The organism is Nocardia terpenica (assembly GCF_013186535.1).
GTDB classification, from domain to species: domain Bacteria; phylum Actinomycetota; class Actinomycetes; order Mycobacteriales; family Mycobacteriaceae; genus Nocardia; species Nocardia terpenica.
The window spans coordinates 1,640,655-1,663,687 of sequence record NZ_JABMCZ010000003.1; the positions used below are offsets into that span (position 1 = coordinate 1,640,655).

The window sequence follows — 23,033 nt, forward strand, 5'->3', positions numbered from 1 at the left end:
ACGTGCCGGTCGTATCGCTAGCGCATGGAGGCTTTGTGTTGCAGCAGAACTCGGTGGCCACGGCGGAGTTGCGTGGACGCGTCGAGCACCGGAGCTTTCCCGAGGGACTGCCGGGATTGATCCGGGCCATCTCGCGGCGTCGACCCGACGCCGTGGCGGCCACCGACGATGCCGGGACGCTGACCTATCGCGACCTGGAACTGCGGTCGGACCGGCTGGCCCGGATGCTGCGCCGCACCGCGCCGCCGGACCGGCCGGTGGCCGTCGCGGTGCCGCGCGGCTTCGGGCTGCAGGTCGCGCTGCTCGGCGTGCTCAAGGCCGGGGTGCCGTATCTGCCGGTGGATCCGGAGGATTCGTCGGTGCGCACCCGGGAGATGGTCCGCGGCGCCGACTGCGCGGTGGCGGTGGTGGCCGGGGGCGGGCGCGCGATCGCCGAGCTGTGCGGGCTGCGGACCGTGGATGTGCCCGCCGCGCCCGATGCCGAGCGGGTCGATCCGCTGCCCGCGGTGGCGGCCGACGATCCGGTGCAGGTGCTGTTCACCTCCGGCTCCACCGGCACCCCGAAGGCCGTCGCGGTGCCGTCCGCGGCGCTGTGCAACCGGCTGGTGTGGATGCGTGACACGTACGGGATCGGCGCGGACGACCGGGTGCTGCAGCGGACGCCGATCACCTTCGACGTCTCGGGCTGGGAACTGTTCCTGCCGTTGATCTCCGGCGCGCGCTGCGTATTCCTGGCCCCCGACCACCATCGCGACCAGGTGGCGGTGGCGGCGGCCATTGCCGCGCACGGGATCACCGTGTGCCACTTCGTGCCGTCCGCGCTGCGGGAGTTCCTGCGCTGGCCGGACGCGGCCCGCTGCACAACGCTGCGCCACGTGTTCTGCAGCGGCGACGCGCTGCCCGCCGGGGTGGCGCGCAACTTCGTCGCCACGCTGCCCGCCGCCCTGCACAATCTGTACGGCCCCACCGAGGCCGCGATCGACGTCACGGCCTGGACCTGCCCGCCCACCCCCGGCGAGGTCGACCGCGTCTACATCGGCCGCCCGATCGACAACTGCGTGCTGACCATCCTCGGCGACGACGGCCTGCCGGTACCGCCCGGCGCGGAGGGCGAACTCCACATCGGCGGCATTCCCCTGTCCCGCGGCTACCTAGGCCGCCCCGAACTGACCTCCCGCGCCTTCGTCGACGCCCTGCCCGGATCCTCGGTGGACCGGTTGTACCGCACCGGAGATCGGGTGCGAATGGTCGACGGCGAACTGGAATTCCTGGGCCGCATCGACGACCAGGTCCAGATCTCGGGCCAGCGCGTCGAGCCGGGCGAGATCGAACATCACCTGCTGGCCTCCCCCGACGTGGTCGCGGCCGTGGTGGTGGCCGTCGACGACGGGGCCGACATCAGCCTCGTCGCATGGATTCAGCCTGCCACCGAAGGAAATCCGGATGCCCTGTGCAAACGCCTGCGCGCGCACCTGTCCGCCCGACTCCCGGAGCCTTATGTCCCAGGGCGATTCGTCCGCCTGCGACGAATCCCGCTGAACCGCAACGGAAAGCAAGATCGCGCACTACTGAAGCGCCGAGCCTTGGAGCAATTGCACGCCCGCCCCGCCGCCTCCGCCTGCTACTCGTCCTGAGCCAATCATGTGATTCCGGCGTGCTTTTGGCCGGAATCTGTCGGGAGATCCCGGCCAAAAGCACGCCGGGATCATGGGTGGTAGCGCGCCGGGATGGTGGGTGGTAGTACGCCGGGGTGGTGGTCAGAGGGCGGTCAGGATGCATAGGGCGAGGTAGAGGGTTTGTTCTAGGGTGCGGAGGGGGAGGGTGGTGTGGTGCATGCCTGTCTGGGCGCGGGCGGCGTGGATGTTGGCGGGGAACATGGTGAGTAGGAGGAGTGCCAGGCAGGTGGCCGCTGTGGGGGCGGTTGGGGGGATGAGAAGTCCTGCGGCTCCGGCGAATTCGAGGATGCCGGTCAGGGTGACGAGGGCCGCGGGGGAGGGGAGGCGGGGTGGCACCATGGCGATGAGCTGGTTGCGCAGCGGTGGTGCGAAGTGGGCGGTGGCGGTCAGGGTGAACATGGCGGCCAGGCCCAGGCGGGCGGCGTGGGGCCACGAATCGAGCCAGTCGGCGAGGTGTAACCATCCGGCCAGCCGGGTCAGTCCGGTGACGGCGACGAGAACGACGAGGGGTGCCATCGGGGGCTCCTGGAGGGGCAGCGCGAATCTTGACGATGGCTAGATTAGGTCTGAGCAGGTAACTTGTCAACGTCTAGATTCTGCGGGACGATCGAGGCGTGACCAAGAGCGCCTACCATCACGGTGACCTGCGCGCGGTGCTGCTGCGGGCGGCGGCCGAGCAGATCGCCGCCGACGGTGTGGACGCCGTCTCGCTGCGCGCCCTCGCCCAGCGGGCCGGTGTCTCGCATGCCGCCCCCGCGCACCACTTCGGCAACCGCCAGGGCCTGCTGACCGAGCTGGCCATCGAGGGCTTCGACCTGCTGGCCGCCGAACTACGCTCCGCCGCAGGCGATTTCCGCGAGATGGCGGTGTCCTACATCCGCTTCGCCCGCGACCACCCGGGCCATTTCGACGTCATGTTCCGGCACGATCTGCTGCGCTCGGACGACGAGCGACTGCGCGCCGCCAACGAGCGATCGGGCACCGAATTGCGTTCGGGGGTGGCGAGTTTGGGTGTCAGCGAGCACGACCGCCCGGCCACCGAACTCGCCGCATGGTCGCTGGTGCACGGGTTCGCGTCGCTGTGGCGGGAGGGAGCGCTCGCCGATTCGGGTCTGGGGGGCGGTGATCCGGAGGTTCTGGCCCGCCGGATGGTCGCCGCTATCGACTTCGTCGGTGCTGTGCCCGAGGCCGGACGGGCCGGCTACTGAGATCGGCGCTGTGATGTCGCCCTGTCATCCCGGCGTGCGTTTGGCCGGGATCCATCGCAACCTACTGCGTACCAGTGGATTCCGGCCAAAAGCACGCCGGAATGACGAGGGGAACTTGCTTAGGGCCGTACGCCGAGTAGGTGCTCGAGGGCCAGTTGGTCCAAGCGTTCGAAGGCCATGGATCGTTGCCCTGCCGCGTCGGCGTCGAACTTCTCATAGGCGGTCGCATCGGCGAGGAGCCCGCTCAGCCCGTCGGGCGCGGTTGGCTCGGCCAGATCCGGCAGTCGCGAATCACGCAGCGCCCGTTGGACTTCCGGATCGGCGCGGAAGGCGATGGCGCGCTCCTTCAGGATGAGGTAGTTGCGCATGCAGTTGCGGGCGGATTCCCAGACGCCGTCGATGCCGTCGGTGCGCAGCGGCTTGAAATCGAAATGGCGTGGCCCGTCGTATCCTTCGCGTTCGAGCAGATCCACCAGCCAGAATGCCTGCCGCAGATCGCCTGCGCCGAAACGGAAGTCCTGGTCGTACTTGATGCCCGCCTGGCCGTTGAGGTCGATGTGGAACAGCTTGCCCGCCCACAGCGCCTGGGCGATACCGTGCGCGACATTGAGCCCGGCCATCTGCTCGTGGCCGACCTCGGGGTTGAGCCCCACCAGGTCCGGGCGCTCCAGCTCCGCGATGAAGGCCAAGGCATGGCCGATGGTGGGCAGCAGGATATCGCCGCGCGGCTCGTTCGGCTTGGGCTCGATCGCGAAGCGCAGCTCGTAGCCCTGCCGTACCACGTATTCGGTGAGCAGATCGAACGCCTCCCGCAGCCGATCCAGGGCGAGCCGAACATCCTTGGCCGCACCGGTTTCCGCGCCCTCGCGCCCGCCCCACGCGACATAGGTCCGCGCGCCCAGCTCGGCCGCGAGATCGATATTGCGGATCGTCTTGCGCAGCGCGAAACGACGCACGTCGCGGTCGTTGGCGGTGAACGCGCCGTCCTTGAACATTGGATGGGTGAACAGATTCGTCGTCGCCATCGGCACCGCCAGCCCGGTCCACGCCAGCGCGTCCCGGAACCGAGCGATCAGCCGCGCACGCTCGGTATCGGTGGCGCCGAACGGGATCAGGTCGTCGTCGTGCAGGCTGACCCCGTGCGCGCCGAGCTCGGCCAGCCGTTCCACCGCCGCCACCGGGTCCAGTGGCGGCCGGGTCGGATCGCCGAACGGATCGCGACCCACCCAGCCGACCGTCCACAGGCCGAAGGTGAATTTGTCCGCGGGCGTGGGGGTGTAGCGGTCGGGCATGGGTCCACTATGACTTAGCCGACCACCGCGACGTTGCGGTTTGGTTCGCTACCCGGTGGGTCCCGGCCAAAAGCATGCCGGGAACAAGGTGGTGAGCATGCCGGGAACAAGGTGGTGAGCATGCCGGGAACGTGGTTGGTGAGCATGCCGGGACCAAGGTTGGTGAGCATGCCGGGAGCCGTTGTCAGCGGGGCATCAGCGTCAATGCTGCTTGCCGCTCGGCGTCGATGCCGCGCGGGCCCCAGAAGCTCAGGTGGTTGGCCGAATGGCGCAGGGCGGTTGTGCCCGGGATTATTTCGCGCACGCCGTATTTGTCGTGCGGGAAGTTCTGCAGGAAGGCCGCGAGGGTCGCGGCGGTGGTGGCCACCTTGGGCACCAGATGGGCCGGGTCCTCGGCGAGTTCGGCGATCGCGTCGCGTAATCGCCCGCGCAGCAGGCTGTCCGCGGCGGTGGCGAACACCGTGAACGGATCGACCAGCGACAGCTCCGTCGCCAGGTCGTAGGACATCCGCAGATACGTCTCCGGCAGGTCCGCGTCGCCGTACAGGTCGCCCGGCAGGCAGTAGTCGAACCAGTCGATGCCGCCGGTGTCGAGGATCGGATCACCGGAAACACCCTGTCCGGCAAGGCGATTGCCGAGCGGGAAGGTGTGCCCCGGCGCGCGGTGCGGCGAGGCGAAGGTGTGTATCCAGCGGCAGTCGCCGACCCGGTCGGTCAGGCTGCCGGATACCAGCTCGCGGCCCACCAGCGACGCGATCGCCCCGCCCTGGCTGTAGCCGAGAATGCCGAAACTGCCCTCGTGGGCGTGGATCAGCCGGATCAGCTCGGCGACGCCGCTGTCGCGCGAGTCCCGATAGGACGGCTGGCCGAGCGCCGCCAGCAGCCCCTCGCCGCCACCCGGCACCGGGCCGACACTGCCCGGATAGTTGACGTAGACGACGTCGAACACCCGCCGGTCGAGCAGGTCGGTGACACCGGTCAGCATGCCGATCTCGGTGCCCGGCTCGATTCGCCCCAGCTTGTCGGCCGCGGCGACGGCTTCCCAGGTGCCCGGAACGCAGAAGAGAGTATGTTGAGCCACCCGTCGAGCGTGCGCCGTCACCGATGTCGCGGCGCGAGTAGGGCGGTACTCGAATCAGGTTCGATCCGAGTGCTGTTCGATGCATGCTCCGGTCCGGAAGCTTTCACTTCTCGCGCCGCCGCCCGCCCAGCGTGGCCGTCAGCGCGGCGGCGGTGCCGCGCACCTGCGCCGCGAGATCCGGCCAGGTCTGTCCGCATTCGATCGACTCGTCCGGACAGTGGTGGCGCACGGTCACACCCACCGCGGCGATCGGGCGGCCGCCGTGGTCGAACACCGCCTCGGCCACCGTCGCGAAACCCGGTGTGACATACCCGTCCTCGACCGCCCAGCCGCGTTCGGCCTCGGCGCGCAACAGTTTCCGCAACTGCACGAGATTGCGCGGGCCGCGCGCGGTGCGCATCGGGAAGGCGACCGGACCCGGGAACAGCGCCCGCACGTGCGGCCGGGTCAGATGCGCCAGGACGGCGCGCCCGGTGGCGGTCAGGTGCGCGGGCAGCCGCACACCCACATCGGTGACGAGCGTGTGCGGCCGGGGCGGGCGCTGCTCGAGCAGATACAGCGACTCGTTGCCGTGCAGGATGCCCAGGTGCGCCGTCGCCCCCACGGCATCCACCAGGCCGCGCAGCAGCGGGAGGGCAACCCGCTCCAGGGGGTCGTGCCGCAGATACGCCGACCCCAGCTCGAAGGCCGCGATGCCGAGCCCGTACTTGCGCTCGGCCGGGAGGTGGGTCACGTAACCGGCCGTCAGCAGCTCGTTGAGCAGGTGATACGTCGTCGACCGGGGTAGGCCGAGCTCGCGCGCCACGACCGCGGCCGGAACCGGTCCGGCGCGCCGGGCGAGCAGGCCCAGCACCTGCAGGCCGCGACGCAGTCCCGGTACGTCACTGCTGGTGCCCACGGGCACAACGGTAGCAACTGTCTGATATTTCAGACACATTCCCGCGGGGGTCGCTCGATCCGGGGGCCGCGACCGGATGGAATAGCTGCATGACTCGAATCGGAATCGACCGGGTGCTGGTCGGGGCGACCCCGCCGACCGCGCAGCAGGTCCTGGCCGTCGCCCGCGATGGTGTCGAGGTGACCCTCGCCGACGACGCCCTGGATCGGTTGGCCGCGGTGCGCCGTCACATCGACGACCTGGCGCACAGCAGCGCGCCGGCGTACGGGGTGTCGACCGGGTTCGGCGCGCTGGCGCTGCGGCACATTCCGCCCGAGCGCCGCATCGACCTGCAGCGGTCGCTGATCCGCTCGCACGCCGCGGGCGCGGGCACGCCGGTCGAGCCGGAGGTGGTGCGCGCGATGATGCTGCTGCGCCTGCGCACCCTGATGAGCGGTCACACCGGCGTGCGGCCGGAGACCGCCGTGACCCTGGCCCGGCTGCTCAACAGCGGACTGGTGCCGATCGTGCCCGAGTACGGATCGCTCGGCTGCTCCGGCGATCTCGCGCCGCTGGCCGCGGTGGCGCTGGCGATGATGGGCGAGGGCTCGGTCTTCGGCGCGGGCGGTGTGCCGATACCGGCGGCCGCCGCGCTGGCCACGGCCGGGATCGAGCCGCTGGTGCTGGCCGAGAAGGAGGGCCTGGCGCTGACCAACGGCACCGACGGCATGCTCGGCATGCTGCTGCTGGCCGTCGCGGATCTGCGGCGGCTGTTCGACATCGCCGATCTGACCGCCGCGATGAGCGTGGAGGCGCTGCTCGGCACCGATCGGGTGTTCGCCGCGGACCTGCACGCGCTGCGCCCGCATCCGGGGCAGGCGTATTCGGCGGCGCGCATGCGGGCGGCGCTGGCCGGTTCGGCGATCGTGGCCAGCCACCGCGGCGAGGACTGCCCGCGGGTGCAGGACGCGTACTCGCTGCGCTGCGCGCCGCAGGTGCACGGCGCGGCCCGCGACACCCTGACCCACGCCGAGTCCGTCGCCGAGCGCGAATTGGCTTCGGCCATCGACAATCCCGTGGTGCTCGACGACGGCCGGGTGGAATCCAACGGCAATTTCCACGGCGCCCCCGTCGGTTACGTGCTGGACTTCCTCGCGATCGCGGTCGCGGACATGGCCAGCATCGCCGAGCGCCGCACCGACCGGATGCTGGATGTGCATCGCTCCCACGGTCTTCCGGCGTTCCTGGCCGCCGATCCCGGCGTGGACTCCGGCTACATGATCGCCCAGTACACCCAGGCGGGCATCGTCTCCGAGCTGAAGCGGCTCGCGGTGCCCGCCTCGGTGGATTCCATTCCCTCCAGCGCCATGCAGGAGGACCATGTGTCCATGGGATGGTCGGCCGCCCGCAAGCTGCGCCGAGCCGTCGACGGCCTGACCACCGTTCTGGCCGTCGAATTGCTCACCGCCGCACGGGCTCTCGACTTCCGTGCCCCGCTGGAGCCGTCGCCGGTGACCGGCGCGGTGCGGGATCTGGTGCGCGGGCGGGTGCCCGGGCCGGAGCCGGACCGCCACCTGGCCCCCGACATCGCCGCGGTGGTCGACCTGATCCGTTCCGGCGCAGTCAATTCCGTACTCGATCGCGAGGTGTCGCTGTGATCACTCCCTCCGTGCGTGCCGCCCGCGGCACGACCCTGACCGCCCGCAGCTGGCAGACCGAGGCGCCGCTGCGCATGCTGCACAACAACCTCGATCCGGAGGTGGCCGAGCGGCCGGAGGATCTGGTCGTCTACGGCGGCACCGGGAAGGCGGCCCGCGACTGGCCCAGCTTCGAGGCCATCAGCCGCACCCTCACCGACCTGAAGACCGACGAGACGCTGCTGGTGCAGTCGGGCAAGCCGGTCGGCGTGCTGCGCACCCACGAGTGGGCGCCGCGGGTGCTGATCGCCAACTCCAATCTCGTTCCGGACTGGGCGAATTGGCCCGAGTTCCGGCGGCTCGAGGCGGCCGGGCTGACCATGTACGGGCAGATGACCGCGGGGTCCTGGATCTACATCGGCACCCAGGGCATTCTGCAGGGTACCTACGAGACGTTCGCGGCGGTGGCGGCCAAGCGATTCGGGGGCAGCCTGGCCGGAACCCTCACCGTCACCGCGGGACTCGGGGGCATGGGTGGCGCGCAGCCGCTGGCCGTCACCATGAACGGCGGTGCGGTGCTGTGTATCGAGTGCAATCCGGCGCGGGCGCGGCGGCGGGTGGAGACCCGGTATCTCGACGAGGTCGCCGACGATCTGGATGACGCGCTGCGGCGGGTGCTTTCGGCCAAGCGGGAGCGGCGGGCGCTGTCGGTCGGGGTGATCGGCAATGCCGCGGAACTGCTTCCGGAGCTGCTGCGCCGCGAGGTACCGGTCGACATCGTCACCGACCAGACCTCCGCGCACGATCCGCTGGCCTATCTGCCGGTCGGCATCGGTCTCGACGACTGGGACGACTACGCCCGCCGCAAGCCCGACGAATTCACCCGGCGCGCACGGGAATCCATGGCCGAGCACGTCGCCGCGATGGTGGGCTTCCAGGACCGCGGCGCGGAGGTGTTCGACTACGGCAACTCGATTCGCGGCGAGGCGCAGCTCGGCGGCTACGAAAGGGCCTTCGACTTCCCGGGTTTCGTGCCCGCCTACATCCGGCCGCTGTTCTGCGAGGGCAAGGGGCCGTTCCGGTGGGCGGCGCTGTCGGGCGATCCGGCCGATATCGCGGCCACCGATCGCGCCATCCTGGACCTGTTCCCGGAGAACGAATCCCTGGCCCGCTGGATCCGCCTGGCCGGTGAGCGAGTCGCCTTCCAGGGCCTGCCCGCCCGCATCTGCTGGCTCGGCTACGGCGAGCGCCACCGCGCCGGTCTCCGCTTCAACGAGATGGTGGCCAGCGGCGAACTGTCGGCTCCCATCGTGATCGGCCGCGACCACCTCGACTGCGGCTCGGTCGCCTCCCCCTACCGCGAAACCGAGGCCATGGCCGACGGCTCCGACGCCATCGCCGACTGGCCCCTGCTGAACGCCCTGGTCAACACCGCCTCCGGCGCCACCTGGGTCTCGATCCACCACGGCGGCGGCGTCGGCATCGGCCGCTCCATCCACGCGGGCCAGGTCACGGTGGCCGACGGCACCGACCTGGCGGCCCAGAAGATCGAGCGGGTATTGAGCAACGACCCCGGCATGGGCGTGCTGCGGCACGTGGACGCGGGCTACCCGGAGGCGGAAACCGTGGCCCGCGACCGTGGGGTCCGGATCCCGCTGTGGGACAAGTGATGAGCGGAGAACGGTGATGTGCGAGCGTGCGTTCTTCTCGCGTGGCTCGATGGGCGTGGTGGGGGCACGTGTCCCGGTGGCCGTGGTGGGGGCACGTGTCCCGGTGGCCGTGCCGGAGCCGTTTATCCCATTGGTCATGCCGGAGCCGAGCGCTAGCGAGGTGGAGGCATGAGCGCGAACCAGATGTTGGCCGCGATCGAGCGGGTGGGGGCCGATTCGGTTCGGGGCGGGTATTCGCGGCATGTCTTCGCGTCGGCGGAACTCGAGCTGCGGGAGTGGTTCATGGCCGCGGCGAGCGAGCGCGGGCTGCGGGTGGAGGTCGATCGCAACGGCAACATGTGGGCCTGGCTGGGGGAGCCGGGGCCGGATGCGGTGGTGACCGGGAGTCATCTGGATTCGGTGCCGGGCGGGGGCGCGTTCGACGGGCCGCTGGGCGTGGTGAGTGCGCTGGCGGCGGTGGATATTCTGCGCGCGCAAGGCTTTTCGCCGCGGCGGCCGCTGGCGGTGGTGGTTTTCGCCGAGGAGGAGGGTGGTCGATTCGGGGTGCCGTGCCTGGGCTCACGGCTGCTGACCGGCACGCTGGCGCCCGAGCGGGCGCTGACCTTGCGCGACGCCGACGGCACCACCCTCGCCGAGGCCGCTCGCGCCGCCGGATTCGAGCCGGGGCACTTCGGCCGGGACAGCGAAACCCTCGGCCGGATCGGCACTTTCGTGGAGCTTCATGTGGAGCAGGGCAGAGGACTGGTTCACCTGGATGCGCCGATCGCGGTGGGCAGCAATATCATTGCGCACGGTCGCTGGCGGTTCAGCTTCACCGGCCAGGGTAATCACGCCGGTACCACGCTGATGGACGACCGCCGCGACCCCATGCTGCCCGCCGCCGAGATGATCACGGCGGTGCGCCGCCTGGCCGCCGCCACCCCGCAGGCCCGGGCGACGGTGGGCCGCCTGGTGCCGACGCCGGGCGGCACCAATGTGATCGCCTCCCGCGTCGACGTGTGGCTCGATGCCCGCGTACCCGAACCCGGCAGCGTCCACGGCCTGGTCGCCGAGATCACCGAGAAGGCGAGGGCGGCAGCCGAACTGGAGGGCTGCGCGGTGGAGGTCCGCGAGGAGTCCTACGAGGGCACCGCCGCCTTCGATCCGGTCCTGCGCGACCGCCTCACCGAGCTGCTGGGCGGCGCTCCCGTCCTTCCCACCGGCGCGGGCCACGACGCGGCCGTCCTCGCCCCGTACGTCCCGACCGCCATGCTCTACGTCCGCAATCCCTCGGGGATCAGCCATTCGCCCGAGGAATTCGCCGAGCCCGCCGATATCGACCATGGGGCACAGGAATTGGCGCGGGTGCTGGAGAGGCTTGCCGGATGACGGCGACCTATTGGTGCAGGCGGGCGTGGTTGCCCGGAGGCGTTGCCGAAGGCGTGCGGATCGATATCGAGGGCGGGGTCATCGATTCGGTCGAGATCGGCGTGAAACCCAGCGGCACGGTGCTTTCCGGGATGGTCGTGCCCGGATTCGCCAATACCCATTCGCACGCCTTCCACCGTGCGCTGCGGGGGCGGACGCACGATGACCGGGGGAGCTTCTGGACCTGGCGGGAGCGAATGTATGCCGTCGCGGGGAAGCTGGAGCCGGACTCGTATTATCGGCTCGCGCGGGCGGTATACGCCGAGATGGTGGGCGCCGGGTACACCAGCGTGGCCGAGTTCCACTACCTGCACCATCCGGGGCGAGGGCGGCGGTACGCGGATCCCAACGAATTCTCCCACGCCCTGGTCGCGGCGGCCGAGGAGGTCGGGATTCGGCTGACGCTGCTCGATGTCTGTTATGTGGCAGGCGGTTTCGGGAAGCCGACCGAGGTCGTGCAGGAGCGGTTCGACGACGGCGATGCCGAGGCATGGGCGCAACGATTCGAATCATTCCGCCCCACCGGCGATCTCGTGCGCACCGGGGCCGCGATCCACTCGGTGCGGGCGGTCCCGGCCGAGCAGCTACCGATCGTGGTGCGCGCCGCGGCCGATCGGCCGCTGCACGTGCACCTGTCCGAGCAGCCGCGCGAGAACGAGGAGTGCCTGGCCTACTACGGCTGCACGCCCACCGGATTGCTCTCCGCCGCAGAGGCTTTGACGCCGCAGACGGTCGCCGTGCACGCCACGCACCTCACCCCCGAGGACATTGCCGCGCTGCGCGGCTGCTGGGCCGCACTGTGCCCGAGCACCGAGGCGGACCTGGCCGACGGCATCGGCCCCGGCCGCGCCCTCGCCGACGCCGGGGTCCGCCTGTGCCTCGGCAGCGACGGCCACTCGATCGTCGACCCCTGGTTCGAGGCCCGCGCCCTGGAACTACACGAACGGCTGGCCAGCGGGCGGCGTGGCCGCTTCGATGTCGCCGAATTGCACACCGCCGCAACCGCGCACGAGGCATCCGGCTGGCCCGAGGTCGGCGCCCTCGCCGTGGGCGCGGCCGCCGACCTGGTGCACGTCGATACCGCCTCGCCGCGCACCGCCGGTTCCGACGGACCTGGGATCTTGTACGCGGCAACGGCTTCCGATATCACCGATGTGATGATCGCGGGCCGCTGGGTGGTTCGCGACCGCGTACACCGGACCGTTCCCGACGTAGCCGAAGCACTGGACCGCGAGATCGGAGCACTGTGGCACTGACCGACGGCAGCACCGCGCCGGTGACAACCGTCATCACCGGCATCGGCGAACTCACCACCAACACCGAGGAATGGGGCACCCTGCGCGATGCCGCGCTGATCCTCGAGGGCGACGTGGTGCGCTGGATCGGCCCGGCCGCGCAAGCGCCCGCCGCGGACCGGCGCGTGGACGCCGAGGGCCGGGCGGCGCTCCCGGGCTGGGTGGACAGCCATACCCACCTGGTCTTCGCGGGCGACCGCACCGCGGAATTCGGCGCCCGCATGGCGGGTGAACCGTATTCCGCGGGCGGCATTCTCACCACGGTCGAGGCCACCCGCGCGGCCTCGGACACGGACCTGGCCACCACACTGCGGCGGCTCCGGTACGAGGCGCTGCGGCAGGGCACCACGTATCTGGAGACCAAGACCGGCTACGGGCTTACGGTGGCCGACGAGAAGCGTTGTGCCGCATTGGCGTCCGAGGTCGCCGACGAGGTCACATTCCTGGGCGCGCACGTGGTGCCGCCCGAGCTGTCCGCCGACGAGTACGTGGATCTGGTGTGCGGGCCGATGCTGGACGCCGTCGCCGGTCACGTCCGCTGGATCGATGTGTTCTGCGAGACAGGCGCTTTCGACGAGCAACAGTCCGCCCGCGTCCTCGCCGCCGGACGGGCGCGGGGGCTGGGGCTGCGCGTGCACGGCAACCAACTCGGCAGCGGCCCCGGCGTGCGGCTGGCCGTGCGGCACGGAGCCGCCAGCGTCGACCACTGCACCTACCTGACCGATACCGATATCGAGGCCCTGGCCGCGTCCACGACGGTGGCGACCCTGCTGCCCGCCTGCGACCTGTCGACCCGCCAGCCGCTGGCCCCCGCCCGCCGCCTCCTCGACGCGGGCGCGCGAATCGCCCTGGCCACCAATGCCAATCCCGGCAGCTCCTACACCACCTCGATGGCGTACTGCATAGCCACCGCGGTCCTGCAAATGAAACTGTCGGTCTCCGAGGCGATCTGGGCGGCCACCGCGGGCGGCGCACTGGCCCTGGGTCGAGACCTGAACGCCGAGGGCGCGGTTGGCGTGCTCCGCCCCGACGCCCGCGCCGACGTCCACATCCTCGACGCCCCCTCCACCGTCCACCTGGCCTACCGCCCCGGCATCCCACTCACCTGGGCGGTCTGGCAGCGCGGCGAACAGGTGGTCTGACCGGGCCGCCGGCGAGGCCCCGGTCCCCGACATAAACAGCTGGAACGACCGGATCATCGCGGAGGTGCGGGCCAATGCCGGGTACGCGGCGTGGAGCAGCGACGCCGATTTCGCTGCGGGCCGCCCGATTCCGCCCCGGATGCCCGGCTTCGGCGAGCGGGGCATGCCGCTCATCCTGGTGCACCACTATGGCGGCAGCCCGCAGCACCCGGCGTGGTGTCGCAATCTTATGGCGAATCCTCGGGTTACGGTCGAGGTGGGCACGCAGACGGTGCAGGCCGTGGCCCGGCTCACCGAAGGCGCTGAGCGCGAGCGGATTTGGGCGAAAGAGATAGCGCTCGTCCCGAAGTTCGCCGAATTCGAAGCCGCCGCAGGCAGACAGATCCCGGTCGTCGTACTGGAGCGCATCCGCGAATAAGCGGCTCGGCGAGCCCGAGAGAGTATTTCCATATGGAAACCCCTACTGACGCTCGATACGACCGTGGGTGTTATGCACGGTTTCTATATTTTTGTTATGAACGTACAACAACCTCGGTCGAACAGACGACGAGTTCTCGGAGTGATTGGTACCGCGGGGATCTCCGCGGTCGCCGCGTCGGTGATGGGTAGGGCCTCCTCTACCGCCCGGACCGCCGAGTCGACCTGTTCGACAATACTTTCGCCGGAAGAAATCGAAGGTCCGTACTTCGTCGACAACGAACCGGTGCGGAGCGACATCGCCGAGGGCAAGCCGGGTCTTCCGCTGAACCTGCGGATGACATTGATCGACGTCGGGTCGTGCTTGCCGATGGTCAATGCCATGGTGGCGGTCTGGCACTGCGACGCCATGGGCTTCTACTCCAATTTCACCGATCAGTCGCCCAACGGTCCGGACGGACCGCCGCTCCCGCCGCCCCCGGACGACGGAACCTTCATGCGCGGCGTGCAATTCACCGGCAACGACGGCACGGTGAGTTTTCGCACCGTGTTCCCCGGCTGGTATTACGGCCGTGCCGTCCACATCCATATCAAGGTAAAAGCCAACGGAGGCAGCAACTATCTCCACACCGGCCAGCTGTACTTCAGCGAGCCGCTCACCGAACAGGTCACCACCCTCGCCCCGTACAACCAGCACAACTACCGGCGCTGGCACAACGAGGAAGACGACGTCTACACCCAACAGGACGGCGCCGACTCAATCCTGACCGTCTCCCAGATAAACCCGAACTCCCTCCCCACCGGCCTCAACGCCACAATCAACCTCGGCATCCAGCCCATGTAACCGCAACCCTCGCCACCGGCCGAAGATGAAGGACAGATCCTCGGTTCCCAAGAGGGTCTGGCGACCGGTAGGGGCAAGCGCCACAGGCGGATTCGATAGTCGTGGTGTCCTCGGTGAGTCCGAGACCGGGAAGCCGGTCGAGGGAATCACGTCCTTGGACTCCAAACAGTTCTTCGCGAAGAAGTCTTTGCGAAGAACTGTTTGTGGTCTACAGTGCTCGGTATGACTGATAGGGGCGTGGGTCCGGATGATCCGAAATCCGAAGCGGCAGCGGTTGTTCTGGATGCCAAGGGGTTGCGCGCGTTGGCGCATCCGGTCCGCGTGCAGGCGGTGGGGTTGCTGCGGAAGTACGGTCCTTCGACGGCTACCCGCCTCGCCGAACGGCTCGGCGTCAATTCCGGTACGGCCAGCTACCACCTACGTCAGCTCGGCGCGGCGGGTTTCGTCGAGGAGGACACCGAGCGCGGCAATGCGCGTGAGCGCTGGTGGCGTCCGGTTTATCAGAGGACGCAGCTCGACGCCGCCGAGATGGCCGAGCGAGATCCCGAGGCCGTCCTCGCCTTCCTCCAAACCATCGCCGCCATCCACAACCTCAGCGCTCAACGCACGCTGAACGAGTTCCAGACCATGCCCCGCGAATGGCGGGACAGCTTCGATATGAGCGACTATGTCCTGTGGCTCACACCCACGGAAACCATCGCTCTGCGTGCGGAACTGGGGGAAGTCATCGCCCGCTACCGGCAGGAGTCGCTCGAAACGGCGGCCGACACCCCGGAGGGAGCCGAGCGAGTCAGCCTCGTCGTGCACATCCTCCCCGAACTCGATGTCCGCGCCGCCTCGGAGGCCGGTCCTCGGAAAGCGTCAGGGCTGATGGGCCAGGAGGATTGAAGTGGGCGTACGGCGCTGGGCAGGGTGGCCATCACGTCTACGCCGACTGCGAAGATCTGGCGCGAGTTCTGTTGGTGATTCTGCGAATACGGCTCTCGATGAGCGCCGCAGCGCGGTGTGCCCTCAATCCTGTTGCCCGATCAGCGATTTGCCTTGTGCCGGAAGGCCGACGGGACTCGCATACCCACCGATCTTCGTGGCTACACCTACACTGACGGCCATGTTCTAGCGGCTGCGCACTTCCACACAAGGCGACGGGGTGCTATCGGTATCGGCCCGGATGGGGTTCGGCTCGTAGCTGAACTTATCGATCCGGTGAGGGTGTGGTGCTCTGATCGAGCAATGACACATGCCGCGTATGACGAGATCGCTGAATGGTATGAGCGCACGTTTCTTGCTGGTCGACGGGTGCAGCGGGATGGTGGGGACCCGCTGGGAATTGTGCGTGCGCTCGAGGAGTGGTTGGGGGGTGGGGTTGGGCCGTGTCTGGATATCGGTTGTGGCACTGGGGTTTTTGCCGCACGGATACGTGAGTTGGGGTGGGAGCCTGTCGGGGTTGATCTGTCCGGTGGGATGTTGCGGTATGCGGTGAATCGTCTGCCCGTGGTTCGGAAGGTGCGGGCTACCCATCTGCCCTTGCCCCGGCTGCTCCGGATCTTCGTCGACAATGGGCTTGTACTCGACGATTTCGTCGAAGGTGGCGTCCCGATTCCCACCATGCTGGCCGTGCAGGCTCACCGCAGCTGTTCGATCACCTTTGCGACCGATGACATGTCGGTTTCGTTGATGGAGTAGTGGGTGACGTTGTAGGTGTGGCGGTAGTGCTGGAGAGTGTCGGCGATGGTGGTGGGGGAGCCGTGTAGGACGCCGGGGAGGTAGCGGAGTTGGTGGTCGGAGAGGTCTGGGTTGAATTTGCGGGGGAGGGTGAGGTTGGCGTTGTGGCCCAGGTCTATTGCTTGGATTGTCAGGCCCAGTTCGAGGTTGGGGAAATGGGAGCCTGCGGCGGCGCGGACGAAATCGATGCGGCGGGCCAGGGCGGCGGTGCCCTCGTCTTCGGAGGCGATATCGGAATCGACGGGGACACCGGCGAGGGCGAGGGTGTCGACGTGTCCGGCGGTCGCTCGCACCAGGCGGTCTCCGCGTCCGGCCACCAGGAGTGGGATGTGGCGGTGGACCGGTGGTTGATGGTCGCTCGTGAGCAGGGCTCGGATCTCGGCGATGGTGGTGCTCAGGTAGTCGATGCGCTGCCGGGCGCCGAGGAAGGGCAGGCCCGCGGCCTCGAACTCGGGCTTCGCGAAATCCGGTCCGGCGCCCAGGCCGAATTCGAATCGGCCGTCGGTGAGTTGGTCCACGGTGGCGACGTCGCGGGCCAGCAGGGCGGGCCGGTAGAAGCCCGCGTTCAGGACCATGGTTCCGACCTGCACGCGGTTCGTCGCCTCCGCCATGGCGACCACCGTGGGGAAGGGGGAGGTCAGGCCCAGGTGGTCGGGAACCTGGACCACGTCGAAGCCCAGGTCTTCGGCCCGTCGTGCCTTGTCCCGCCACTCGGCGCGCGAGGCCGCGGCGGAGAACCCGACGGCGAACCGAAAAGGACGCGGTGTCAGCGCATTTCGATCTTCCACACCGTGCACGGTAGCCGATCGACTGCGCGGACCATAGATATTTATCCGTCGACAACGCGCGTCGTCGAGACGCGATGGAGTTTTTGACAGATCAGTAAAATACTCGCTACAGTCGGAACATGGCGCGTCCGAAGAAGGTTCAGCCCGATGACGCGGTCGAGGCGGCCATGCAGACGTTCTGGAGCAAGGGGTATGCCGCGACCTCGACCGCCGATCTCATCGACAGCACGGGGCTCGGGCGGGGCAGTCTCTATCACGCGTTCACCAGCAAGCATCATCTGTTCGAGCAGGCGCTCGAGCGGTATCACGCGCGGGGCGAGAACGGGCAGATCCGGCGGCTCGACGGGGAAGGGACTGCGCCGCAGAAGATTCGGCGTCTGATGCTGGAGGGCGTCGGACGGATCGCCGAGGACCCCGAGCGGCGCGGATGCCTGGCCTGCAATACCGTCGTCGAGCTGGCCGGGAGCGATCCGGCGGCGGTGGCGCTGGCGCGGCGCTCGTTCACCCGGCTCGAGAACGCCCTCACAGATGTGCTCACCGCGGGACAGCGGGCCGGGGAAATCCGCACCGATCGGCCCGCGCGGGTCCTGGCGACCGCGGTGATGAGCGGCTACTACGGGCTGCTCGTGCTGGCCAAGGCGGCTCCCGATCCGCGCGCCCTGGAGGACACGGTGGACGCGCTCATCGCCGGACTCTGCTGATTTCCCACCCCGCGGTCGCGGGGTTTTCTTTCGCCCATGTTTTGTACCGATCTGTCAAATTGGAGGGGATTCCCATGACATCGACGGCCACGGCGCGCCGCGGCGGTGTGCTGATACTGCTGGCGATTGCCCAGTTGATCATTACCGTCGACTACAACATCGTGTTCGTCGCGCTGCCCGCCATCGCCCGCGACCTGCACTTCTCCGGGGCGTCCGGGCAGTGGGTGATCAGCGCGTTCGTGGTGGCCTACGGCGGTTTCGTGCTGCTGGGCGGCCGCCTGGCCGATCTGTTGGGGCGGCGGCGCATGTTCGTGGCCGGTATGGCGGGGTTCGCGGCGTCCTCGCTGGTCGGTGCGCTGGCGGTGGCGCCGTGGATGCTGATCGCGGCCCGGGCCGCGCAGGGGGTGAGTGCGGCGGTGCTGTTTCCGGCGGCGCAGGCGTTGATCAACACGCTGTTCGAGCCTGGGCCGCAACGGAATCGGGCACAGGCGATCAATGGTGGCGTCGGGGCGGCCGGGCTGTCGCTCGGGGCGCTGCTGGGCGGGGTGCTCACCAGCCTGTTCGGCTGGTCGGCGGTCTTCGCGGTCACCGTGCCGATCGCTGGTATTGCCGCGGTGGTCGCCGCATTCCGCCTGCCGCCGGATGTCCCGTCCGCCGCGCGGCGCGGATTGGATGTTCCCGGTGCGGTATTCGTGACGTCGGCCGTGCTGCTGCTGGTCGGCGCGCTGGTGCAGGGACCGGATGCCGGATGGGGCTCGATGTCTGTAATAGCCTGTGCCGCAGTGGGATCGGTGCTGCTCGCGGTTTTCGTGGTAGTCGAAATGCGCACTGCCGCACCCCTGATGCGATTTGGCATGCTCCGCAACAGGTTTCTGTCGACCGCCGCGGTGGTGATGTTCCTGTCGCAGGGATTGCTGAGTGGACTGCTCTACCTGCTCACGATCGATCTACAGGATCGGCACGGATACTCCGCTCTGGCAACGGGATTGGCGTTCCTGCCGTTCACCGTGATCACCATGGTCAGCACCCGCGGTGCGGGGCGGATCGTGTCGCGGCTCGGGGTCCGGCGCACCTTGCTCGTCGGCCTGGCGTTGTATGCGCTCGGTACCGCCGTGCTGGCGGCGGGCCTGATGCCGAATGCGGGGTACGCGGCGGTGCTGCCCGGCCTGGCCCTCGCCGCGCTCGGCAGCGGGCTCACCTGGGTGGGCCAATTCGCCGCCGCCGCAACCGATATCGACGGCAGTGAGCAGGGTATCGCCGCCGGAACGGCCAATACCGCCCGCAATGTGGGCAGTGCCGTCGGGCTGGCGGTTCTCACCGCGATCGCGGCGGCCGCCCACGACATCCAGGCCGCGATGTATGTGGCCGCCGTGCTGCCACTGCTCGGAATTCCGGCCGTTGCGATCGGCCTCCGCAAATCCTCGGCTCGGCCCGCTCCGCTGCTCGCGCCATCGGGCTCGCGACCGTAGGGTCTCCGACCTCCTCGAGCGCGGCTGAGCGATCGATCACCCGCCGGGCCGACTCTGCTCGGGAATGGCCAGGGGTGCGGACGCGCTGTCATCCGATGACATCGATCGCACCGATACCGAAAGGCAGCGTCGGCATGCCCTTGGCGCTTTCCATCCTCGACCTGGCGACCATCGCCCCCGGACAGACCGCGCGGGACAGCTTCGCCAACAGCGTGGCCTTGGCGCAGACCGCCGAGCGCACCGGTTATCGCCGGGTCTGGTATGCCGAGCACCACAACATGGGGACCATCGCCTCCAGCGCCACCAGCGTGCTGATCGGGCATGTGGCCGAGCACACCGCGAGCATCCGGCTGGGCGCGGGCGGCATCATGTTGCCCAACCATTCGCCGCTGGTGATCGCCGAGCAGTTCGGGACGCTGGAGACGCTGTTCCCGGGCCGGATCGACCTCGGGCTGGGTCGTGCACCCGGCAGCGATCAGAAGACCATGTACGCGCTGCGGCGCGATCACACCTCCGCCGACCGGTTCCCGCAGGATGTGCTGGAACTGCACGGGTACCTGAGCGGGGACTCGAGGGTGCCCGGGGTGCGGGCGGTGCCGCGGGCGGAAGGCGTTGTGCCGCTGTATATTCTCGGCTCGTCGCTGTTCGGTGCGCAGCTGGCCGCGCAACTGGGCCTGCCGTACGCGTTCGCCTCGCACTTCGCGCCCGACGCGCTGCACGACGCGGTCGCGGTCTACCGCGAAACGTTCCGCCCCTCCGAGCAATTGGCGGAGCCCTATGTCATGGCCGGTGTGAACGTCTTCGCGGCGACCGAGCACGATGTGGCGCACGAGCAGCGCGCGGTCGCCTACCGGGAACGGGCCCGCCGCATGATCCAGCGCGGCCCCGCGCGGCCCGAACTCACCGACGCCGAGGTCGACGCCCTGCTCGCCTCCCCACAGGGGCAGCAGCTGGCCGCCATGACCAGGTACACCGCGGTCGGCACCCCCGACGAAATCCGTTCCTACCTCACCGATTTCGCCGACTCGATCGGCGCCGACGAACTGATCACCGCCCACCACGCCACCGCCATCGACGACCGCATCCGCTCGGTAGAGCTGACCGCGTCCGCGCTCGACCTCACCGCGGAACCGATTGCTGGAGAGTCGGTTTCCGCACAGTGATCGGTATCCCTGCTGAGTCGAAAAGCCCCCTTGATCCCGGCGTGCTTTTGGCCGGAATCCACACTGCTGCAGGAGATCCCGGCCAAAAGCACGCCGGGATGACGAGTAGGGGCCACCTTGTGGGCGATCGGCTCGGCGCTCACCGGCATCGACCCGATCGGCCGACTGTCGACCTAGCAGGCCGGTCCCACCTCGGCGATGACCTCGTTGAGTGGGGCGGCCGGGCGCGCGTTCTCGTTGTAGCCCGGATTGTCGTCCGCCCACGCGATTTTCGAGCAGTGCCCGGCGTCTTTCGATTCGCCGTCCTTCCAGGTATGCAGGGTCGGCGCGCAATGGGCGGCGTCGATATCGCCGACGCGGAGCGCCGAATCCGGCTGTCCCGGCTGTTTGCGCCAGATCAGCAGCGTGCGCTCGGTCCGCAACGGGCACGGCTGCGCGGGCGCGGCCGATACGGTGGACGGCTGGGGGCTCGCCGGAGCGTTCTCCTTCGGCGACGAACCACACGCGGCCACTACGACCGCGGCGGCGGAAACGATCGAGGTTACGGCGATGCGGCGCATGGATTCCCTCTGTAGGTTTGACGTCGCAGACGTCATAGGGACGTGTCCCGGCGGTGTTACGGCACGAGGGGAACATCCGGCGTGTCAGCGTCCGTGTCGCCGAGTCGAGCCGTCAACCTCTCGTCGGCCCGCGAGGGTAACCCACCCGCGTGGGCGCGGGTGCAGGTTCGACCGGTGGATACGGGTCAGTCGGCGCGCTTGGCGTTCGGCTCGCTGGTCTGCGCCGCGAGCAGGTCTCGAATCTCGGCCAGGAGTTCGGTCTGGGTGGGCTCGGCGATCTTCTTGCCGCCGAAGCGGCGCTTGACCGTGTTCATGGGAAGGATGAGCACGAAGTACAGCACGGCCGCCACCATGACGAAGTCGATCGCGGCGCTGATGATGGGGCCGAGGGCGACGAAGGTGGCCGGTTTGCCCGGAACCAGCTGAAAACCCAAGCCCAACTGGCTGTTTCCGCCCAGGACGGCCAGCAGCGGTTCCACGATTCCCTTGGTGACCGACTTCACCACCGCCGTGAACGCCGTGCCCATGACCACCGCCACGGCCAGGTCGATGACGTTCCCGCGCATCAGGAATTCCTTGAAACCTTTGAGCATGCCGTGCCACCTCGTTGAATCGTGTTCGCTTACCTCCGGCGGAGTCTAGCCATGGCGAATACCTAGCTACCACTCCGGCTTGTGGTCGGGACACGTAGTCTCGGGCCATGGAGTCCATGCCGCAGCCCTACCGGGAGCGCCCCGCGCGCCTGGTGGACGGCGCGGTGGTGTGGAGCCGCGCGGTGGGGCCCGACGAGGACGCGATGGTACTCCCCGACGGGTGCATGGACCTGCTGTGGGTCGGTGGTCGGCTGCTGGTGGCGGGACCCGATACCCGGGGCTATCGGGCTGCGGCCGTCGACGGCCCGATAGCGGGCATTCGCTTGTTTCCCGGCACCGCGCCCGCGCTGCTCGGCGTCCCGGCGCACGAACTGCTGGATCGCAGAATCGAACTCGCGGAGCTGTGGCCCGCCGCCCGGGTGCGCGCCCTGAGCGCGCTGGTCGCGGCCGCGCCGGACCCGCGCACCGGTCTGGAGCGGCTCGCGTTCCGCCGCGTCGCCGAGACCGAGCCGCCGGACCCCGTGCTGCGGCCGCTGGTGCGGCGGCTGCGCGCGGGCGCCTCGGTGGCGGCCACCGCCGACGAACTCGGGCTCGGTGTCCGCCGCTTGCACCGACTCTCGCTGTCCGCCTTCGGATACGGACCCAAGATGCTGATGCGGGTGCTGCGCCTACAGCGGGCGCTGGCCCACGTCCACGCCGGAATCCCCTTCGCCGAGGCCGCCTTTCGCGCCGGTTACGCCGATCAGGCGCACCTGTCCCGCGAGGTGCGGGAGCTGGCCGGAAAACCGTTGCGGCAGTTGGTCGGTCGCGCCGGTCAGGACAGCGCCGCGTAGAGGTCGATACCGTTGCCGTCCGGATCGTGCACGGTCGCGTAGCGCTGCCCCCACACCGCGTCGAACGGCTTCAACTCCCCGTGGTACCCGGCGCCGGTCAACTCCTCGTACAGCGCGTCCACCGCGGCCGGGTCGTCGCAGCCGAAGGCCAGCCCGATCCGGCCCGCCCCACCCTGCCACCCCGGATGGAATCCGCGCACATTGTCCTCGGTGTCGAGAGCGAGCCGGAACCCGCCGGGCAGCGTGGCCTCCACGTGCCCGCCGAAGTCCCGGCCGAACTCGAGCCCGAGGCGTTCATAGAAGGTGCGGGAGGCCGCCAGGTCGGCGACCACCAGGCCGATCACATCCAATCGTGCAGTCATGCTTCGAACCTAGGCCCGGGCCGGGCGGCGGTCTTGAAGGAATCGGACACCGTGCCTAGAACCTGATGTGCGCCGCCGCGATGTTCCAGAAGGTGCTGCGGTCTATCGAGCGGAAGTCCCAGCTCTCGGCGATCGCCCTGGTGGTCGCCACGATGGCGTGCACATCGAAGTCCTCGCGGGTGGCGGTGCCCTTGGCTTCCAATTCGGCGATCACGTATTCGGTAGCGCTTTCGAGGGTGTCCAGCACGGCATTCTCCTATCGGTCGTAGTGACACAGACGGTGGATCCGGGCATAC

24 protein-coding genes are annotated in these 23,033 nt (G+C 69.1%); 15 read left to right on the plus strand and 9 right to left on the minus strand.

Features of this window, described 5'->3' with window-relative positions:
* The first annotated feature begins 35 nt into the window (after nt 1–35).
* On the plus strand, nt 36–1,634 hold the full coding sequence (locus HPY32_RS29195; RefSeq protein WP_067577582.1) for an amino acid adenylation domain-containing protein: 1,599 nt from the start codon (nt 36–38) through the stop codon (nt 1,632–1,634).
* A gap of 123 nt (nt 1,635–1,757) precedes the next feature.
* Here the strand turns inward: HPY32_RS29195 and HPY32_RS29200 are convergent, their stop codons facing one another.
* A complete protein-coding gene (locus HPY32_RS29200; RefSeq protein WP_067577583.1) occupies nt 1,758–2,192 on the minus strand; it encodes a DoxX family protein in 435 nt (144 codons plus the stop codon).
* A 98-nt stretch (nt 2,193–2,290) separates the two neighbouring features.
* On the opposite strand from HPY32_RS29200, the gene HPY32_RS29205 reads away from it, so the two are divergent.
* Complete coding sequence (locus tag HPY32_RS29205) at nt 2,291–2,884, plus strand: TetR/AcrR family transcriptional regulator (RefSeq protein ID WP_067577585.1); 594 nt, start codon at nt 2,291–2,293, stop codon at nt 2,882–2,884.
* Nucleotides 2,885–3,003: 119 nt separating this feature from the next.
* Here HPY32_RS29205 and xylA read toward each other — a convergent pair whose 3' ends face one another.
* The 3 genes from xylA to HPY32_RS29220 form a co-directional block, all read right to left on the minus strand.
* Nucleotides 3,004–4,176, minus strand: coding sequence for a xylose isomerase (gene xylA, locus HPY32_RS29210; RefSeq protein ID WP_067577587.1), 1,173 nt, complete (start codon nt 4,174–4,176; stop codon nt 3,004–3,006).
* A gap of 184 nt (nt 4,177–4,360) precedes the next feature.
* The gene (locus HPY32_RS29215; RefSeq protein ID WP_067577589.1) at nt 4,361–5,257 is read right to left on the minus strand and encodes a PE-PPE domain-containing protein; all 897 of its coding nucleotides are present in this window, start codon (nt 5,255–5,257) and stop codon (nt 4,361–4,363) included.
* 103 nt (nt 5,258–5,360) lie between these two features.
* The gene (locus tag HPY32_RS29220; protein WP_067577591.1) at nt 5,361–6,155 is read right to left on the minus strand and encodes an IclR family transcriptional regulator; all 795 of its coding nucleotides are present in this window, start codon (nt 6,153–6,155) and stop codon (nt 5,361–5,363) included.
* An 89-nt stretch (nt 6,156–6,244) separates the two neighbouring features.
* Here HPY32_RS29220 and hutH point away from each other — a divergent pair, with 89 nt between their 5' ends.
* From hutH to HPY32_RS29265, 9 genes are all read left to right on the plus strand, one after another.
* Nucleotides 6,245–7,792, plus strand: a complete 1,548-nt coding sequence (hutH, locus tag HPY32_RS29225) for a histidine ammonia-lyase (protein ID WP_067577592.1) — start codon at nt 6,245–6,247, stop codon at nt 7,790–7,792.
* Complete coding sequence (gene hutU, locus HPY32_RS29230) at nt 7,789–9,441, plus strand: urocanate hydratase (protein ID WP_309247551.1); 1,653 nt, start codon at nt 7,789–7,791, stop codon at nt 9,439–9,441. The genes hutH and hutU overlap by 4 nt, the downstream gene beginning before the upstream one ends.
* A gap of 168 nt (nt 9,442–9,609) precedes the next feature.
* Nucleotides 9,610–10,809, plus strand: a complete 1,200-nt coding sequence (locus HPY32_RS29235) for an allantoate amidohydrolase (RefSeq protein WP_067577594.1) — start codon at nt 9,610–9,612, stop codon at nt 10,807–10,809.
* On the plus strand, nt 10,806–12,104 hold the full coding sequence (locus HPY32_RS29240; RefSeq protein ID WP_082870508.1) for a formimidoylglutamate deiminase: 1,299 nt from the start codon (nt 10,806–10,808) through the stop codon (nt 12,102–12,104). Before HPY32_RS29235 ends, HPY32_RS29240 begins: the two co-directional genes overlap by 4 nt.
* Before the next feature lie 20 nt (nt 12,105–12,124).
* Nucleotides 12,125–13,285, plus strand: a complete 1,161-nt coding sequence (gene hutI / locus HPY32_RS29245) for an imidazolonepropionase (RefSeq protein WP_067584282.1) — start codon at nt 12,125–12,127, stop codon at nt 13,283–13,285.
* 64 nt (nt 13,286–13,349) lie between these two features.
* Complete coding sequence (locus tag HPY32_RS44950) at nt 13,350–13,703, plus strand: nitroreductase/quinone reductase family protein (RefSeq protein WP_231951283.1); 354 nt, start codon at nt 13,350–13,352, stop codon at nt 13,701–13,703.
* A 72-nt stretch (nt 13,704–13,775) separates the two neighbouring features.
* Nucleotides 13,776–14,546: an intradiol ring-cleavage dioxygenase gene (locus tag HPY32_RS29255; protein WP_156673811.1), complete on the plus strand. Its 771-nt coding sequence runs from the start codon at nt 13,776–13,778 to the stop codon at nt 14,544–14,546.
* A gap of 222 nt (nt 14,547–14,768) precedes the next feature.
* On the plus strand, nt 14,769–15,434 hold the full coding sequence (locus HPY32_RS29260; RefSeq protein WP_067577600.1) for an ArsR/SmtB family transcription factor: 666 nt from the start codon (nt 14,769–14,771) through the stop codon (nt 15,432–15,434).
* A gap of 342 nt (nt 15,435–15,776) precedes the next feature.
* Nucleotides 15,777–16,229: a methyltransferase domain-containing protein gene (locus HPY32_RS29265; RefSeq protein ID WP_082870509.1), complete on the plus strand. Its 453-nt coding sequence runs from the start codon at nt 15,777–15,779 to the stop codon at nt 16,227–16,229.
* Here the strand turns inward: HPY32_RS29265 and HPY32_RS29270 are convergent.
* On the minus strand, nt 16,169–17,056 hold the full coding sequence (locus HPY32_RS29270) for a TIGR03621 family F420-dependent LLM class oxidoreductase (protein ID WP_231951284.1): 888 nt from the start codon (nt 17,054–17,056) through the stop codon (nt 16,169–16,171). The two genes, HPY32_RS29265 and HPY32_RS29270, sit on opposite strands and share 61 nt — an antisense overlap.
* Before the next feature lie 119 nt (nt 17,057–17,175).
* Between HPY32_RS29270 and HPY32_RS29275 the strand changes: the two genes are divergently transcribed.
* The 3 genes from HPY32_RS29275 (at nt 17,176) to HPY32_RS29285 (ending at nt 20,389) form a co-directional block, all read left to right on the plus strand.
* The gene (locus HPY32_RS29275; RefSeq protein ID WP_067577601.1) at nt 17,176–17,757 is read left to right on the plus strand and encodes a TetR/AcrR family transcriptional regulator; all 582 of its coding nucleotides are present in this window, start codon (nt 17,176–17,178) and stop codon (nt 17,755–17,757) included.
* A gap of 74 nt (nt 17,758–17,831) precedes the next feature.
* Nucleotides 17,832–19,226, plus strand: a complete 1,395-nt coding sequence (locus HPY32_RS29280) for an MFS transporter (RefSeq protein ID WP_082870510.1) — start codon at nt 17,832–17,834, stop codon at nt 19,224–19,226.
* A gap of 134 nt (nt 19,227–19,360) precedes the next feature.
* A complete protein-coding gene (locus HPY32_RS29285; RefSeq protein WP_067577602.1) occupies nt 19,361–20,389 on the plus strand; it encodes an LLM class flavin-dependent oxidoreductase in 1,029 nt (342 codons plus the stop codon).
* Between the two features lie 173 nt (nt 20,390–20,562).
* Here HPY32_RS29285 and HPY32_RS29290 read toward each other — a convergent pair whose 3' ends face one another.
* A complete protein-coding gene (locus HPY32_RS29290; protein ID WP_156673812.1) occupies nt 20,563–20,949 on the minus strand; it encodes a hypothetical protein in 387 nt (128 codons plus the stop codon).
* A gap of 185 nt (nt 20,950–21,134) precedes the next feature.
* On the minus strand, nt 21,135–21,542 hold the full coding sequence (gene mscL, locus HPY32_RS29295; protein WP_067577608.1) for a large conductance mechanosensitive channel protein MscL: 408 nt from the start codon (nt 21,540–21,542) through the stop codon (nt 21,135–21,137).
* A gap of 107 nt (nt 21,543–21,649) precedes the next feature.
* Here mscL and HPY32_RS29300 point away from each other — a divergent pair, with 107 nt between their 5' ends.
* On the plus strand, nt 21,650–22,375 hold the full coding sequence (locus tag HPY32_RS29300) for a helix-turn-helix domain-containing protein (RefSeq protein WP_067577610.1): 726 nt from the start codon (nt 21,650–21,652) through the stop codon (nt 22,373–22,375).
* Here HPY32_RS29300 and HPY32_RS29305 read toward each other — a convergent pair.
* Together HPY32_RS29305 and HPY32_RS29310 are read right to left on the minus strand one after the other, a co-directional pair.
* Entirely contained in the window at nt 22,357–22,737 is a 381-nt protein-coding gene (locus HPY32_RS29305) for a VOC family protein (RefSeq protein WP_067577612.1), read from the minus strand. The two genes, HPY32_RS29300 and HPY32_RS29305, sit on opposite strands and share 19 nt — an antisense overlap.
* Nucleotides 22,738–22,792: 55 nt before the next feature.
* Nucleotides 22,793–22,984: a hypothetical protein gene (locus tag HPY32_RS29310; RefSeq protein ID WP_067577614.1), complete on the minus strand. Its 192-nt coding sequence runs from the start codon at nt 22,982–22,984 to the stop codon at nt 22,793–22,795.
* Nucleotides 22,985–23,033: the final 49 nt, after the last annotated feature.

Bases quoted from the DNA above. Each gene is read 5' to 3' on its own strand.
- hutH (WP_067577592.1), top strand. From the start codon at position 6,245: ATGACTCGAATCGGAATCGACCGGGTGCTGGTCGGGGCGACCCCGCCG.
- xylA (WP_067577587.1), bottom strand. From the start codon at position 4,176: ATGCCCGACCGCTACACCCCCACGCCCGCGGACAAATTCACCTTCGGC.
- HPY32_RS29240 (WP_082870508.1), top strand. From the start codon at position 10,806: ATGACGGCGACCTATTGGTGCAGGCGGGCGTGGTTGCCCGGAGGCGTT.
- HPY32_RS29290 (WP_156673812.1), bottom strand. From the start codon at position 20,949: ATGCGCCGCATCGCCGTAACCTCGATCGTTTCCGCCGCCGCGGTCGTA.
- HPY32_RS29300 (WP_067577610.1), top strand. From the start codon at position 21,650: ATGGAGTCCATGCCGCAGCCCTACCGGGAGCGCCCCGCGCGCCTGGTG.
- mscL (WP_067577608.1), bottom strand. From the start codon at position 21,542: ATGCTCAAAGGTTTCAAGGAATTCCTGATGCGCGGGAACGTCATCGAC.
- HPY32_RS29305 (WP_067577612.1), bottom strand. From the start codon at position 22,737: ATGACTGCACGATTGGATGTGATCGGCCTGGTGGTCGCCGACCTGGCG.
- HPY32_RS29275 (WP_067577601.1), top strand. From the start codon at position 17,176: ATGGCGCGTCCGAAGAAGGTTCAGCCCGATGACGCGGTCGAGGCGGCC.
- HPY32_RS29260 (WP_067577600.1), top strand. From the start codon at position 14,769: ATGACTGATAGGGGCGTGGGTCCGGATGATCCGAAATCCGAAGCGGCA.
- HPY32_RS29255 (WP_156673811.1), top strand. From the start codon at position 13,776: ATGCACGGTTTCTATATTTTTGTTATGAACGTACAACAACCTCGGTCG.
- HPY32_RS29265 (WP_082870509.1), top strand. From the start codon at position 15,777: ATGACACATGCCGCGTATGACGAGATCGCTGAATGGTATGAGCGCACG.
- HPY32_RS29235 (WP_067577594.1), top strand. From the start codon at position 9,610: ATGAGCGCGAACCAGATGTTGGCCGCGATCGAGCGGGTGGGGGCCGAT.
- HPY32_RS29285 (WP_067577602.1), top strand. From the start codon at position 19,361: ATGCCCTTGGCGCTTTCCATCCTCGACCTGGCGACCATCGCCCCCGGA.
- HPY32_RS29200 (WP_067577583.1), bottom strand. From the start codon at position 2,192: ATGGCACCCCTCGTCGTTCTCGTCGCCGTCACCGGACTGACCCGGCTG.
- HPY32_RS29280 (WP_082870510.1), top strand. From the start codon at position 17,832: ATGACATCGACGGCCACGGCGCGCCGCGGCGGTGTGCTGATACTGCTG.